This window comes from Pseudomonas sp. PDM14 (assembly GCF_014851905.1).
Lineage (GTDB): Bacteria > Pseudomonadota > Gammaproteobacteria > Pseudomonadales > Pseudomonadaceae > Aquipseudomonas.
In genome coordinates, this window is sequence record NZ_JACVAQ010000002.1 from 429,783 (window position 1) to 443,493 (window position 13,711).

The 13,711-nt window shown below is 64.5% G+C and carries 14 protein-coding genes; 13 read left to right on the forward strand and 1 reads right to left on the reverse strand.

The window, feature by feature from the left end; all coding sequences use genetic code 11:
- Positions 1-7 precede the first annotated feature (7 nt).
- The 11 genes from ccoP (IB229_RS14640) to hemN all read left to right on the forward strand — a co-directional run bounded on the left by ccoP (IB229_RS14640) (position 8) and on the right by hemN (position 11,528).
- The gene (gene ccoP, locus IB229_RS14640; protein WP_192330207.1) at positions 8-955 is read left to right on the forward strand and encodes a cytochrome-c oxidase, cbb3-type subunit III; all 948 of its coding nucleotides are present in this window, start codon (positions 8-10) and stop codon (positions 953-955) included.
- Positions 956-1,349: 394 nt separating this feature from the next.
- The gene (ccoN, locus tag IB229_RS14645) at positions 1,350-2,792 is read left to right on the forward strand and encodes a cytochrome-c oxidase, cbb3-type subunit I (protein ID WP_192330209.1); all 1,443 of its coding nucleotides are present in this window, start codon (positions 1,350-1,352) and stop codon (positions 2,790-2,792) included.
- Positions 2,792-3,403 carry a cytochrome-c oxidase, cbb3-type subunit II gene (gene ccoO, locus IB229_RS14650; RefSeq protein ID WP_192330211.1) on the forward strand — a complete coding sequence of 204 codons (612 nt, stop codon included), beginning with the start codon at positions 2,792-2,794 and terminating at the stop codon, positions 3,401-3,403. The genes ccoN and ccoO overlap by 1 nt, the downstream gene beginning before the upstream one ends.
- Positions 3,404-3,409: 6 nt before the next feature.
- Positions 3,410-3,595, forward strand: a complete 186-nt coding sequence (locus tag IB229_RS14655) for a cbb3-type cytochrome oxidase subunit 3 (RefSeq protein ID WP_192331583.1) — start codon at positions 3,410-3,412, stop codon at positions 3,593-3,595.
- Positions 3,592-4,557 (forward strand): cytochrome-c oxidase, cbb3-type subunit III, encoded by a 966-nt coding sequence (gene ccoP, locus IB229_RS14660; protein WP_192330213.1) that lies wholly within the window; start codon positions 3,592-3,594, stop codon positions 4,555-4,557. The genes IB229_RS14655 and ccoP (IB229_RS14660) overlap by 4 nt, the downstream gene beginning before the upstream one ends.
- A gap of 140 nt (positions 4,558-4,697) precedes the next feature.
- A complete protein-coding gene (gene ccoG, locus IB229_RS14665; protein WP_192330215.1) occupies positions 4,698-6,110 on the forward strand; it encodes a cytochrome c oxidase accessory protein CcoG in 1,413 nt (470 codons plus the stop codon).
- 14 nt (positions 6,111-6,124) lie between these two features.
- Positions 6,125-6,625 (forward strand): FixH family protein, encoded by a 501-nt coding sequence (locus tag IB229_RS14670; protein ID WP_192330217.1) that lies wholly within the window; start codon positions 6,125-6,127, stop codon positions 6,623-6,625.
- A 13-nt stretch (positions 6,626-6,638) separates the two neighbouring features.
- Entirely contained in the window at positions 6,639-9,041 is a 2,403-nt protein-coding gene (locus IB229_RS14675) for a heavy metal translocating P-type ATPase (RefSeq protein WP_192330219.1), read from the forward strand.
- 90 nt (positions 9,042-9,131) lie between these two features.
- The gene (gene ccoS / locus IB229_RS14680) at positions 9,132-9,344 is read left to right on the forward strand and encodes a cbb3-type cytochrome oxidase assembly protein CcoS (protein WP_192330221.1); all 213 of its coding nucleotides are present in this window, start codon (positions 9,132-9,134) and stop codon (positions 9,342-9,344) included.
- Positions 9,337-10,020 carry a sulfite exporter TauE/SafE family protein gene (locus IB229_RS14685; RefSeq protein WP_192330223.1) on the forward strand — a complete coding sequence of 228 codons (684 nt, stop codon included), beginning with the start codon at positions 9,337-9,339 and terminating at the stop codon, positions 10,018-10,020. Before ccoS ends, IB229_RS14685 begins: the two co-directional genes overlap by 8 nt.
- Positions 10,021-10,145: 125 nt before the next feature.
- Positions 10,146-11,528: an oxygen-independent coproporphyrinogen III oxidase gene (hemN, locus tag IB229_RS14690; protein ID WP_192330225.1), complete on the forward strand. Its 1,383-nt coding sequence runs from the start codon at positions 10,146-10,148 to the stop codon at positions 11,526-11,528.
- Positions 11,529-11,624: 96 nt separating this feature from the next.
- Here the strand turns inward: hemN and IB229_RS14695 are convergent, their stop codons facing one another.
- Entirely contained in the window at positions 11,625-12,086 is a 462-nt protein-coding gene (locus tag IB229_RS14695; protein WP_192330227.1) for a hypothetical protein, read from the reverse strand.
- A 150-nt stretch (positions 12,087-12,236) separates the two neighbouring features.
- Between IB229_RS14695 and fnr the strand changes: the two genes are divergently transcribed.
- Together fnr and IB229_RS14705 are read left to right on the forward strand one after the other, a co-directional pair.
- Positions 12,237-12,971 carry a fumarate/nitrate reduction transcriptional regulator Fnr gene (fnr, locus tag IB229_RS14700; protein WP_192330229.1) on the forward strand — a complete coding sequence of 245 codons (735 nt, stop codon included), beginning with the start codon at positions 12,237-12,239 and terminating at the stop codon, positions 12,969-12,971.
- A gap of 36 nt (positions 12,972-13,007) precedes the next feature.
- The gene (locus tag IB229_RS14705; RefSeq protein ID WP_192330231.1) at positions 13,008-13,556 is read left to right on the forward strand and encodes an adenine phosphoribosyltransferase; all 549 of its coding nucleotides are present in this window, start codon (positions 13,008-13,010) and stop codon (positions 13,554-13,556) included.
- Positions 13,557-13,711 lie beyond the last annotated feature (155 nt).

A 13,711-nucleotide genomic window follows, 5' to 3' on the forward strand; every position in this document is an offset into this window, starting at 1 on the left:
TTCAGCCATGACATCCTTCTGGAGTGGCTACATCACCCTGCTCACCCTCGGTAGCCTGATCGCTCTGCTCGCCCTGATCTTCGCCACACGCAGTGGCGAGAAACCGGGCACCACCGACCAGACCATGGGGCATGCCTTCGACGGCATCGAGGAGTACGACAACCCGCTGCCGCGCTGGTGGTTCCTGCTGTTCGTCGGCACCATCGTCTTCGCCCTGATCTACCTGGTGCTCTACCCGGGCCTGGGCAACTGGAAAGGCGTGCTGCCGGGCTACGACAACGGCTGGACCCAGGTCAACCAGTGGCAGCGCGAGATCGACAAGGCCAACCTGCAATACGGCCCGATCTACGCCAAGTACGCCGCCATGCCGATCGAGGAAGTGGCCAAGGACGAGCGCGCCCTGAAAATGGGTGGCCGCCTGTTCGCCTCCAACTGCTCGGTCTGCCACGGCTCCGACGCCAAGGGGGGCTACGGCTTCCCCAACCTGACCGACAACGAGTGGCGTTGGGGCGGTGCCGGCGACGTGATCAAGCACAGCATCAGCGCCGGTCGTACCGGCATGATGCCGCCGCAGGGTGCGGTCATCGGTGAAGACGGCGTGCGCAACGTCGCCGCCTTCGTGCTCACCGAACTGGGTGGGCGCAAGCTGCCGGAAGACGCGGTAGCCGATGTCGAAGCGGGTCGCACCATCTTCAACAGCACCTGCTTCGCCTGCCACGGCGCGGACGGCAAGGGTACCGCCATGCTCGGCGCGCCGAACCTGACCAACCCGGCAGCGTTCATCTACGGCAGCAGCTTCGCCCAGCTGCAACAGACCATCCGCTACGGCCGTACCGGCAGCATGCCGAGCCAGGAACCCTTCCTCGGCCCGGACAAGGTTCACCTGCTCGCCGCCTACGTCTACAGCCTGTCGCAACAGGCGCCGGCCGAACAGGAGGTCGCGGTCAGCCAGTAAGCACGTCACAACCGAAGGGCGTCAGCCGACGCCCTTCATCCCCCACCCCGCACCACAACGTCCAGACCGCCTGCCACACCGGCAATTGCGGCGCACCGTTGTGCGACCCAGTGTCGCACCCCGACGACCAATTGCACCCGCCCAGATCGGACTTGCGCTAAGCTTGCGCACAGTCGCACTCGGTAACAATTCCAAGCGATCCCTTCATTTGCGCCGCACTCTGGCGTGCACAGTGGATTTTTGGCCCGCTCCCGGAGCCCTCGGTCAGCCATCGCCAAAACCCTGTAAAACCTTGATCGTACAGGCATGTAGCGTTGCAATGGCACCATCGTTTCTCCATACTGCCGCCGTTTTTTACCCCCTAAGAAAGTCCATTAACCGTGGAACCCCTAGCATGAGCACAGCAATCACTCCGACTGCTTATAACTACAAGGTGGTTCGCCAGTTCGCCGTCATGACGGTGATCTGGGGAGTCATCGGGATGGGTCTGGGCGTGTTCATCGCCGCACAACTCGTGTGGCCTGAACTCAACCTGAACCTGCCGTGGACCAGCTTCGGCCGTCTGCGTCCCCTGCATACCAACGCGGTGATCTTCGCCTTCGGTGGTTGCGCCCTGTTCGCCACTTCTTATTACGTGGTGCAGCGTACCTGCCAGACCCGCCTGATCTCCGACAGTCTGGCTGCGTTCACCTTCTGGGGTTGGCAAGCGGTGATCGTGGCTGCTGTGATCACCCTGCCGCTGGGCTACACCAGTTCCAAGGAATACGCCGAGCTCGAGTGGCCGGTGGACATTCTGCTGGGCATCGTGTGGATCACCTATGCCGTGGTGTTCTTCGGCACCATCGTCAAGCGCAAGGCCAAGCACATTTATGTAGGTAACTGGTTCTACGGTGCCTTCATCCTCGTGACCGCCATGCTGCACATCGTCAACAGCGCAGAGATGCCGGTCAGCCTGTTCAAGTCGTACTCCATGTACGCGGGCGCTACCGATGCGATGGTGCAATGGTGGTACGGCCACAACGCCGTGGGCTTCTTCCTGACCACCGGCTTCCTGGGGATGATGTACTACTTCGTGCCGAAGCAGGCCGAGCGTCCGATCTACTCCTATCGCCTGTCCATCGTGCACTTCTGGGCGCTGATCACCCTGTACATCTGGGCCGGTCCGCACCACCTGCACTACACCGCGCTGCCGGACTGGGCCCAGTCCCTCGGCATGGCCATGTCGATCATCCTCCTGGCACCGAGCTGGGGCGGCATGATCAACGGCATGATGAGCCTGTCGGGCGCCTGGCATAAGCTGCGCAGCGACCCGATCCTGCGCTTCCTGGTCGTGTCCCTGGCGTTCTACGGCATGTCGACCTTCGAAGGCCCGATGATGGCCATCAAGACCGTCAACGCCCTGTCCCACTACACCGACTGGACCATCGGCCACGTACACGCTGGCGCCCTCGGTTGGGTCGCGATGATCTCCATCGGTTCCCTGTACCACCTGATCCCGAAAGTGTTCGGCCGTGAGCAGATGCACAGCATCGCCCTGATCAACGCGCACTTCTGGCTCGCGACCATCGGCACCGTGCTGTACATCGCCTCCATGTGGGTCAACGGCATCACCCAGGGTCTGATGTGGCGTGCAGTCAACGAAGACGGCACCCTCACCTACTCCTTCGTCGAAGGCCTGGTGGCCAGCCATGAAGGCTTCCTGGTGCGCATGATCGGCGGTGCGTTCTTCGTCACCGGCATGCTCCTGATGGCCTACAACACCTACCGCACCGTGCGTGCTGCCAAAGCGGCCGAATACGACGCCGCTGCCCGCATCCCTGCCGAGGTTGCTCACTGATGAAAAGCCACGAAATAGTCGAGAAGAATATCGGCCTGCTGGCGCTGTTCATGGTGATTGCCGTCAGCATCGGCGGCCTGACCCAGATCGTTCCGCTGTTCTTCCAGGACGTCGTCAACGAGCCGGTCGAAGGCATGAAGCCGCGCACTGCGCTGGAACTCGAAGGCCGCGACATCTACATCCGCGAAGGCTGCGTCGGTTGCCACTCGCAGATGATCCGTCCGTTCCGCGCCGAGACCGAGCGCTACGGCCACTACTCCGTTGCCGGCGAAAGCGTCTGGGACCACCCGTTCCTGTGGGGTTCCAAGCGTACCGGCCCGGACCTGGCCCGCGTTGGCGGCCGCTACTCCGATGACTGGCACCGCGCGCACCTCTACAACCCGCGCAACGTGGTACCGGAATCGAAGATGCCGGCTTACCCGTGGCTGGTCGAGAACAAGCTGGACGGCAAGACTACCGCTACCAAGCTCGAAGTCTTGCGCTCCATGGGCGTGCCCTACACCGATGAAGACATTGCCGGCGCCAAAGACGCTGTCAAAGGCAAGACCGAGATGGAAGCCCTGGTGGCTTACCTGCAAGGTCTGGGCACCTCAATCAAGAACAAACGGTAACGCATGATGGATATCGGGATGCTTCGCGGTATTGGCACCGCAGTGGTTTTCATCGCTTTCATCGGCGTCGTGCTCTGGGCCTACAGCAGCCGACGCAAGGACAGCTTCGACGAGGCCGCCAACCTGCCCTTCGCCGACGACACTCCCGCCAACAAGCGTGACGAGCAAGCTTCTGGGAGCAATAAAGAATGACTACCTTCTGGAGTCTGTACATCACCGTTCTGAGTCTGGGCACCATCGTTGCCCTGACCGTGCTGCTGCTCAGCGTACGCAAGGGCCAGCGTCAGGACGCGACGGAAGAAACCGTCGGCCACGAATTCGACGGCATCGCCGAGTTCGACAACCCGCTGCCGAAATGGTGGTTCATGCTGTTCATCGCCACCGTGGTTTTCGCGGTCGCCTACCTGATCGTCTATCCGGGTCTGGGTACCTGGAAAGGCGTTCTGCCGGGCTATTCGGAAGTCGCCGAAGGCAAGCCGTTCGCCAATGGCGAGCCAGGCTGGACTGGCGTGCACCAGTGGGAAAAGGAAATGTACAAGGCTGATGCCAAGTACGGTCCGATCTTCGCCAAGTACGCCGCCATGCCGATCGAGGAAGTGGCCAAGGACGAGCGCGCCCTGAAAATGGGTGGCCGCCTGTTCGCCTCCAACTGCTCGGTCTGCCACGGCTCCGACGCCAAGGGCGCCTACGGCTTCCCCAACCTGACCGATAACGAATGGCGCTGGGGCGGCGACGCGGCCACCATCAAGACCACCATTCTGGCGGGTCGCCATGGCGAAATGCCGGCGCAGGGTCCGATGATCGGCGATGCCGGCGTGCGTGACGCTGCGGCCTACGTGCTGACCGAACTGGGCGGCCGCAAGCTGCCGGAAGGCGCGGTTGCCGACGTCGAAGCGGGTCGCAAGATCTTCAGCACCACCTGCTTCGCCTGCCACGGCGCGGACGGCAAGGGTACGCCGATGCTCGGCGCACCGAACCTGACCAACCCATCAGCGTTCATCTACGGCAGCAGCTTCGCGCAACTGCAACAGACCATCCGCTACGGCCGCAAGGGCAACATGCCGAGCCAGGAAGCCTTCCTCGGCAACGACAAGGTCCACCTGCTGGCTGCGTATGTGTACAGCTTGTCGCACGGCAACGCGGTAGAGAAGTAAAACGCGTCACCGGCCCGGGAGCGCGACCCGAAGTCGCACCCGGGCCTCGCCTTATCAGGCGTACCATAGGGCATCCGTGAAACAAAGACTTCGTCGGCATGTACTGACGAGGCACTTATCCAAGGCCGTGGTACGCACTGATGAGCGAAAAGATACCTGTCCACAACATTACACCCCCTCCTGCCAAGAACAGCGGTAACGATCTCTACGCCAGCCGCGAAAAGATCTACACCCGCGCGTTCACCGGTCTGTTTCGCAACCTGCGACTGAGCGGCGGCGCCTTCCTCTTCCTCCTCTACTTCGGCACTGCCTGGCTGAGCTGGAACGGCCGTCAAGCCGTCTGGTGGGACCTCCCCGAGCGCAAGTTCTACATCTTCGGCGCCACCTTCTGGCCGCAGGACTTCGCCCTGCTCTCCTGGCTACTGATCATCTGCGCCTTCGGCCTGTTCTTCATCACCGTGTTCGCCGGCCGCGTCTGGTGCGGCTACACCTGCCCGCAAAGCGTGTGGACCTGGGTGTTCATGTGGTGCGAAAAAGTCACCGAAGGCGACCGCAACCAGCGCATGAAGCTCGACAAGCAGCCCATGAGCGCCGAGAAATTCGCGCGTAAGCTGGCCAAGCACAGCCTGTGGATTCTCATCGGCCTGGTCACCGGCCTGACCTTCGTCGGCTACTTCTCGCCGATCCGCGATCTGCTGCCGAGCCTGTTCAGCGGCGAGGCCGATGGCTGGGCCTATTTCTGGGTCGGCTTCTTCACCCTCGCCACCTACGGCAACGCCGGCTGGCTGCGCGAGCAGGTGTGCATCTACATGTGCCCGTATGCGCGCTTCCAGAGCGTGATGTTCGACAAGGACACCCTGATCGTCTCCTACGACCCGCGTCGTGGCGAACACCGCGGGCCGCGCAAGAAGAACGCCGACTACAAGGCCGAGGGCCTGGGTGACTGCATCGACTGCACCATGTGCGTCCAGGTCTGCCCGACCGGCATCGACATCCGCGACGGCCTGCAGGTCGAGTGCATCGGCTGCGCCGCGTGCATCGACGCCTGCGACAGCATCATGGAGAAGATGAACTACCCGAAAGGGCTGATCAGCTACACCACCGAGCACAACCTCTCCGGGCAGAAGACCCAGCTCATGCGCCCGCGCCTGATCGGCTACGCCGCCGCGCTACTCGGCATGATCGTGCTGTTCGGCTGGACCGTGGCGCACCGCTCGCTGGTCGAGCTGGACGTGATCAAGGACCGCTCGATGTTCCGCGAGAACCAGGAAGGCTCGATCGAGAACGTCTACACCCTCAAGCTGATGAACAAGGCGCAGAACGACCTGACCTTCACCATCACCGCCGAAGGCCTCGACAGCCTGACCTACGAAGGCCGCAAAGAGGTCAGGGTCGCCGCCGGTGAGGTACTCTCCGTGCCGGTCGGCCTGTCCGTACCGCCGGAAAAACTGCCTTCGAGCACCAATACCGTGGTCTTCAAGATCCAGGCCGTCGAAGACCCCAGCATCCAGAGTGACACTGACAGCCGCTTCATCGGCCCCAGCGTCCGCTAACCACAGGTAACCGCATGCAATCGGAAAACCCCGTCAGACCCTGGTACAAAGAATTCTGGGTCTGGTTCATCCTCGGCCTGCTCGGCATGTCCGTGGTCCTCGGCACATCGATGCTGGTGATCGCCACGAAGAACCCGCCAGGGCTGATTTCGGACAATTATTACGACGTGGGCAAGGGCATCAACACCTCGCTGGAGCGCGAGAACCTCGCCCAGCGCCTGCAGCTCAAGGCCAGCCTGGTGCTGGACAACGAAGCTGGCACGGTCACCCTGCACCTGTCCGGCAACAGCGGTCCGCGCCAGCTGACCCTGAACCTGCTCTCACCGACCCAGCCCGAGCGCGACCGCCGGGTGATCCTGCAGCCGCAGGGCGACGGCAGCTACTTCGGGCAGATGATCGATGCGGTCGAAGGCCGCCGTTTCGTCGAGCTGATCGGCCAGGAAGGTGGCAAGGACTGGCGCCTGTTCGAGGAAGAAGAGGTGCAGAACGGCGTCACCCTGAAACTGGGTGAATGACGCGCACCCGGCCATGACCCAGCCCCTGCCCTGCTACCACTGTGGCCTGCCGGTTCCTGCCGGCAGCCACTTCGAGGCCCGCGTGCTCGGCGAGACGCGGGCCATGTGCTGTCCGGGCTGCCAGGCCGTGGCGGAGGCCATCGTCGCCGGTGGCCTGGAAAGCTACTACCGCCACCGCAGCGACAGTGCGGTCAACCCGCAGGCGCTGCCCAAGGCGCTGCCGGACGAGCTGGAGCTGTATGACCGCGACGAAGTGCAGCGCGGTTTCGTCCTCCACGAGGGCGACCTCAGTGAAACCTGCCTGCTGATCGAAGGCATCAGTTGTGCTGCCTGTGGCTGGCTGATCGAAAAACACCTGCGTGGCCTGCCCGGCGTCGCCGAGGCCAGCCTCAACCTGTCCAACCAGCGCCTCAACGTACGCTGGGCCGACAGCCAGCTGCCGCTCAGCCAGTTGCTCAAGGAGCTGCGCGCCATCGGCTACGCCGGGCACCCCTGGCAGGCCGACGAGGCCAGTGCGCGGCTGGCCGAGGAAAACCGCAAGTCGTTGCGCCAGATCGGCGTCGCCGGCCTGCTGTGGATGCAGGTGATGATGGCGGCGATGGCCACCTGGCCGGAGTTCAACATCGACCTCTCCGCCGAGCTGGATACCATCCTGCGCTGGGTCAGCCTGTTCCTCACCACGCCCATCGTCTTCTACTGCTGCGGCCAGTTCTTCCGCGGCGCCCTGCGCGACCTGCGCACTCGCCACCTGACCATGGACGTCTCAGTGTCGCTGGCCATCGGCGGCGCCTACGTCGCCGGCATCTGGTCGACAGTGACCGGCGTCGGCGAGCTGTATTTCGATGCAGTCGGCATGTTCGCCCTGTTCCTACTCGCCGGCCGCTACCTGGAGCGCCGTGCCCGCGAACGCACGGCCGCCGCCACCGCCCAGCTGGTCAACCTGCTGCCGGCCTCCTGCCTGCGCGTCGATGTCCAGGGCCAGACCGAGCGCGTGCTGCTGCGCGAGCTGCGCGTCGGTGACCAGGTGCGCGTGCCGCCCGGCTCGCTGCTGCCGGCCGATGGCTGCATCCTCGACGGCCAGTCCAGCGTCGACGAATCGCTGCTCACCGGCGAGTACCTGCCGCTGCCGCGTATCGCCGGCGATCTGGTCACCGCCGGCACGCTCAACGTCGAAGGCCCGCTGACCATCGAGGTGCAGGCGCTGGGCAACGACACGCGCCTGTCAGCCATCGTCCGCCTGCTGGAGCGCGCGCAGGTCGACAAGCCGCGCCTGGCCCAGCTGGCCGACCGCGTGGCGCAGTGGTTCCTGCTCATCGTCCTTGGCGTCGCCGCCATCGTCGGCCTGGTCTGGTGGCAAATCGACGCCGAGCGCGCCTTCTGGATCGTCCTCTCGCTGCTGGTCGCCACCTGCCCGTGCGCACTGTCGCTGGCCACGCCGACCGCACTGACCACCGCCACCGGCAGCCTGCACAAGCTCGGCCTGCTGCTGACCCGCGGCCATGTGCTCGAAGGGCTGAAGCACATCGATACGGTGATCGTCGACAAGACCGGCACACTCACCGAGGGCCGCCTGACCCTGAGCAGCGTGCAGCCCCTGCGCGACCTCGACCAGGACCACTGCCTGAGCCTGGCAGCCGCCCTCGAACACGGCTCCGAGCACCCGATTGCCCGCGCCTTCGGCCACCGTAACGAAGGCGCCGAACAGATCGTCAGCACTCCGGGCCAGGGCCTGGAGGGCGTGATGGAACAACGCCGCCTGCGCATCGGCCAGCCCGCCTTCGTCGCGGCCCTCAGCGGGCAGGCGGCGCCAGCGATTCCCGGCAATCAGGGCCAATGGCTGCTGCTCGGCGATGAGCAGGGCCCGCTGGCCTGGTTCGTCCTCGACGACCGCCTGCGCGAGGACGCCGGCGAACTGTTGCTGGCCTGCCGCGAACAGGGCTGGAACGTGATCCTGCTGTCCGGCGACAGCTCGCCGATGGTCGCCGACGTCGCCCGCCGCCTGGAAATCAGCGACGCCCGCGGTGGCCTGACTCCGGACGCCAAACTGGCGGTGCTGCACGAGCTGCACCAGAACGGCCACCGTGTGCTGATGCTTGGCGACGGCGTCAACGATGTGCCGGTGCTGGCCGGCGCCGACATCAGCGTGGCAATGGGCAGCGCCACCGACCTGGCCAAGACCAGTGCCGATGCGGTGCTGCTGTCCAACCGTCTGTCGAGCCTGGTGCAGGCCTTTGCCGTGGCCAAGCGCACGCGGCGCATCATCATCGAGAACCTGCTCTGGGCCAGTCTGTACAATGGCCTGGTGCTGCCGTTCGCCGCGCTCGGCTGGGTCACCCCGCTGTGGGCCGCCTTCGGCATGTCGATCAGCTCGCTGCTGGTGGTCATCAACGCTCTGCGCCTGGCCCGCGTGCGTTGATGAACCCACTCGACTAGCACTCACCACGCCATGGTGGATGCAAGAAGCGACATCCACCCTACGCTCTGTTAGCCGCATCCCGGAGTCTCCATGTCCGCCATCTACATCCTGATTCCGATTGCCGTGGGCCTGGTCGCGTTCGCCATCTTGCTGTTCATCTGGTCGGTGAACAGCGGCCAGTACGACGACCTCGACAGCCCGGCGCACAGCATCCTGTTCGACGACGAAGACCCGCAGCACGCCGCCGGTATCGCCGAAGCCGACGAGACCGAACAGGACCGGCAGGAGCCGCCTCGTGCTTGAACTGGCGCCACTGCTGGTTTCCGCGCTGATCCTCGGCCTGCTCGGCGGCGGTCACTGCCTGGGCATGTGCGGCGGCCTGATGGGCGCACTGACCCTGGCCATCCCGCCGGAGCAGCGCGCGCGGCGCTTGCGCCTGCTGCTCGCCTACAACCTCGGCCGCATCCTCAGCTACACCCTCGCCGGCCTGCTCATCGGCCTCGCCGGCTGGGCCGTAGCCAGCAGCCCGGCGGCGATGGTGCTGCGGGTGATCGCCGCCCTGCTGCTGATCGCCATGGGCCTGTACCTGGCCGGCTGGTGGAGCGGGCTGACGCGCATCGAAGGCCTCGGCCGCTACCTGTGGCGCTACCTGCAACCCATCGCCAGCCGCCTGATGCCGGTCAGCAGCCTGCCACGCGCATTGCTGCTGGGAGCGATCTGGGGCTGGCTGCCGTGCGGCCTGGTCTACAGCACCCTGCTCTGGGCCGCCAGCCAGGGCTCGGCGCTGGACAGCGCGCTGTTGATGCTCGCCTTCGGCCTTGGCACCTGGCCAGTGCTGCTGGCCACCGGCATGGCCGCCGAGCGGCTCACCGCGCTGCTGCGCAAGCGCGGCGCGCGCATGGCCGGGGGCCTGCTGGTGATCCTTTTCGGCCTGTGGACCCTGCCCGGACCGCACCAGCACTGGCTGATGGGCCACTGAGCGCGGCACTCGCCGCCCAGCCCCGAGCCTGCGACGAGCTGCCGCCCTCTTGATACAGGTCAAGATCACCTGTCGCTCAGCTCCCTAGACTCGCAGGCATTGCTCGCCATTCCAGGGACCACAGCATGCTCGACGCCATCCGCTGGGACACCGACCTGATCCGCCGCTACGATCTGCCCGGTCCACGCTACACCTCCTACCCGACTGCCGTGCAGTTCCGCAACGCGGTCAGCTCGTTCGACCTGCTGCACGCCCTGCGCGACAGCCGCAAAGCGCTGCGCCCGTTGTCGCTGTACGTGCACGTGCCGTTCTGCGCGAACATCTGCTACTACTGCGCCTGCAACAAGGTCATCACCAAGGACCGCGGCCGCGCCCTGCCCTATCTGGAAAGCCTGGAGCGGGAAATCGCCTCCATCGCCTGCCACCTGGACGGTCAGCAGGTCGTCGAGCAGCTGCACTTCGGCGGCGGCACGCCGACCTTCCTCAGCCACGACGAACTGCGCCGCCTGATGACCAGCCTGCGCCAGCACTTCACCCTCAAGGATGACGATTCCGGCGACTACGGCATCGAGATCGATCCACGCGAGGCCGACTGGTCGACCATGGGCCTGCTGCGCGAACTCGGCTTCAACCGCGTCAGCCTCGGCGTGCAGGACCTCGACCCGGTGGTGCAGCGCGCGGTCAACCGCCTGCAGAGCCTGGAAGAGACCCGCGCCATCGTCGAAGCCGCACGCACCCTGCAGTTCCGCTCGGTGAACATCGACCTGATCTACGGCCTGCCCAAGCAGACCCCGGAGAGCTTCGCCCGCACCGTAGCCGAAATCATCGCCCTGCAGCCGGACCGCCTTTCGGTGTTCAACTACGCGCACCTGCCGGAACGTTTCATGCCGCAGCGGCGCATCAACAGCGAAGACCTGCCCAGCCCCGGCGACAAGCTGGCCATGCTCCAGGGTAGTATCGAGCAGCTCACCGCAGCGGGTTACCGCTACATCGGCATGGACCACTTCGCCCTGCCCGACGACGAGCTGGCCACCGCCCAGGAAGACGGCAGCCTGCAACGCAACTTCCAGGGCTATACCACCCACGGCCATTGCGACCTGATCGGCCTGGGGGTTTCCGCGATCAGCCAGATCGGTGACTTGTACTGCCAGAACAGCAGCGACCTGGGCAACTACCAGCAGAGCATCGACAACGGCCAGTTGGCCACCTTGCGCGGCCTGAACTGCAACGACGACGACCGCATTCGCCGTGCGGTGATCCAGCAACTGATCTGTGAGTTCCAGCTGGAGTTCGCCGCCATCGAACGGCAGTTCGAGATCGATTTCCGCTGCTACTTCGGTACCATCTGGCCGCAGCTGCAACAGCTCAACCGCGACGGCCTGATCGCCCTGACCGAGCGCGGTATCGATGTGCGCCCGGCGGGCCGCCTCCTGGTGCGCTCGCTGTGCATGCTGTTCGACCGCTACCTGGAGCAGCAGAACAACCAGCGTTTCTCACGGGTGATCTGAGAACCTGTTTCGGACTTCCCGCAGTTATCCGCGAGCTGGCTGACGCAACCCGGCGCGAGCTGAATGCCAAACAGAATTGAGCGGCGCCGAGGCCGCTCAGCCCAGCGCCAGCGTGCCGGCGGTCTGCATCTGCTCCGGGCTCAGGCCGGCGTCGCGCATGGCCTTGATCAGGCTGGCGTTGGCCCCGGTGAGTGCGCTCTGCAGCGAGTTGATCTCGGTCTGCAGCGCCTCGGTCTTGGTCCGCCGGCTGTCGTCGAGGTTCTGTGCGGCCATCAGCGCGTCCAGCTCGGCCTGCTTGGCGGCCAGTTGCTGTTTGAGCGAACGGATCATCTTCAACAGGTCCTTGACCGTGTCCGGCAGGTCGCTGTCGTCGATGTCCTTGTTCTTTTCCGTCGAACGGGCGCGGCCCAGTTCGGAAAGCGTGACACGCACGCCCTCCTGCACACTGCCGGTGACCGTGTTTTCGCCGCTTTCAACGCTATCGGCGGCGTTGCGCGCGGCCGGTCGCTGGACACTGGCGGCCAGCCGTTCGGTGAGATGTCCCGCGTCAATGCGCATGTCGAGCACGTTGAATATCCATGCCCGGTTATCGGTGCCACGCAGCGAAACTTGAACACCCAGTCAGCCTGCGACGCCACATCGCTGGCGATAACTGCTCGCCTTGCGTTAACCTTGCGCTTCATGGGTGTTTAGCAAGGATCTTCCCTGATGTCCGAGACCATCAAAGTGCACGCGCCACACCAGGCCCACTGCAAGGATTGCAGCCTGGCGCCGCTGTGCCTGCCCCTGTCGCTGAATATGGAAGACATGGATGCCCTGGATGAAATCGTCAAGCGCGGGCGCCCGCTGAAGAAGGGCGAATTCCTGTTCCGCCAGGGCGATGGTTTCGATTCGGTGTTCGCCGTGCGCTCCGGCGCGCTGAAGACCTTCACCCTCACCGACGGCGGTGAAGAGCAGATCACCGGTTTCCACCTGCCGAGCGAACTGGTCGGCCTCTCCGGCATGGACACCGAGACCTACCCGGTCTCGGCCCAGGCGCTGGAAACCACCTCGGTGTGCGAAATCCCCTTCGAGCGTCTCGACGAACTCTCCGTACAGCTGCCGCAGTTGCGCCGCCAGCTGATGCGCGTGATGAGCCGCGAGATCCGCGACGACCAGCAGATGATGCTGCTGCTGTCGAAGAAGACCGCCGACGAGCGCATCGCCACCTTCCTGGTCAACCTCTCTGCACGCTTCCGCGCCCGCGGCTTCTCGGCCAACCAGTTCCGCCTGGCCATGTCGCGCAACGAAGTCGGCAACTACCTGGGCCTCGCGGTGGAAACCGTGTCCCGCGTGTTCACCCGCTTCCAGCAAAACGGCCTGCTCGTCGCCGAGGGCAAGGAAGTGCAGATTCTCGACCCCATCGAGCTGTGCGCGCTGGCCGGCGGCAGCATGGATGGCTGATAATCCTCGGCCCAGCGCAGCCGCAGGAGCGTGCCGATGATTTTCGACGAATTCAGCATCAAATCCCTGATCCGCCCGGTGCCGGATTTCCCCAAGGCGGGCGTGGTGTTTCGCGACATCACCCCGTTGTTCCAGTCGCCGCGCGCGCTGCGCATGGTTGCCGACAGTTTCATCCAGCGTTACGTCGAGGCCGAGTTCAGCCATATCGCGGCGATGGATGCACGCGGTTTCCTGATCGGCTCGATCATCGCCTACGAACTGAACAAGCCGCTGATCCTGTTCCGCAAGCAGGGCAAGCTACCGGCCGACGTGCTCGCCGAGAGCTACCTCACCGAGTACGGCGAATCGCTGCTGGAAGTCCACGCCGACAGCCTCTGCGAAGGCGATTCGGTGCTGATTTTCGATGATCTGATCGCCACGGGCGGCACCCTGCTGGCCGCCACTCGCCTGGTGCGACGCATGGGCGCCAGCGTGCACGAAGCCGCGGCCATCATCGACCTGCCCGAGCTGGGCGGCTCGCGCAAGCTGCAGGACATGGGCATTCCCACCTTCACCCTGACGGCCTTCGAACTCAGCGAGCGCTGAGAACCGTTTTACGATCTCTTGTCCGTCAGCCAGACCGCGTTAAAAGCAGTCTCGGATGCGAGTCCAATCGGAATGCTCATTTACAGCTCGTAAACTCCGCTTCCTCGACTGCTTTTGCCTTGTCTGGCTCTAGTCCAAAAAATCGTAAAGCGGTT

What these genes read in the sequence shown, in the direction of transcription:
- ccoO (WP_192330211.1), top strand. Translation starts at nt 2,792, where the DNA reads ATGAAAAGCCACGAAATAGTCGAGAAGAATATCGGCCTGCTGGCGCTG.
- hemN (WP_192330225.1), top strand. Translation starts at nt 10,146, where the DNA reads ATGCTCGACGCCATCCGCTGGGACACCGACCTGATCCGCCGCTACGAT.
- IB229_RS14675 (WP_192330219.1), top strand. Translation starts at nt 6,639, where the DNA reads ATGACCCAGCCCCTGCCCTGCTACCACTGTGGCCTGCCGGTTCCTGCC.
- IB229_RS14695 (WP_192330227.1), bottom strand. Translation starts at nt 12,086, where the DNA reads ATGCGCATTGACGCGGGACATCTCACCGAACGGCTGGCCGCCAGTGTC.
- ccoG (WP_192330215.1), top strand. Translation starts at nt 4,698, where the DNA reads ATGAGCGAAAAGATACCTGTCCACAACATTACACCCCCTCCTGCCAAG.
- ccoP (WP_192330213.1), top strand. Translation starts at nt 3,592, where the DNA reads ATGACTACCTTCTGGAGTCTGTACATCACCGTTCTGAGTCTGGGCACC.
- IB229_RS14670 (WP_192330217.1), top strand. Translation starts at nt 6,125, where the DNA reads ATGCAATCGGAAAACCCCGTCAGACCCTGGTACAAAGAATTCTGGGTC.
- fnr (WP_192330229.1), top strand. Translation starts at nt 12,237, where the DNA reads ATGTCCGAGACCATCAAAGTGCACGCGCCACACCAGGCCCACTGCAAG.
- IB229_RS14705 (WP_192330231.1), top strand. Translation starts at nt 13,008, where the DNA reads ATGATTTTCGACGAATTCAGCATCAAATCCCTGATCCGCCCGGTGCCG.
- ccoN (WP_192330209.1), top strand. Translation starts at nt 1,350, where the DNA reads ATGAGCACAGCAATCACTCCGACTGCTTATAACTACAAGGTGGTTCGC.
- IB229_RS14655 (WP_192331583.1), top strand. Translation starts at nt 3,410, where the DNA reads ATGGATATCGGGATGCTTCGCGGTATTGGCACCGCAGTGGTTTTCATC.
- ccoS (WP_192330221.1), top strand. Translation starts at nt 9,132, where the DNA reads ATGTCCGCCATCTACATCCTGATTCCGATTGCCGTGGGCCTGGTCGCG.
- ccoP (WP_192330207.1), top strand. Translation starts at nt 8, where the DNA reads ATGACATCCTTCTGGAGTGGCTACATCACCCTGCTCACCCTCGGTAGC.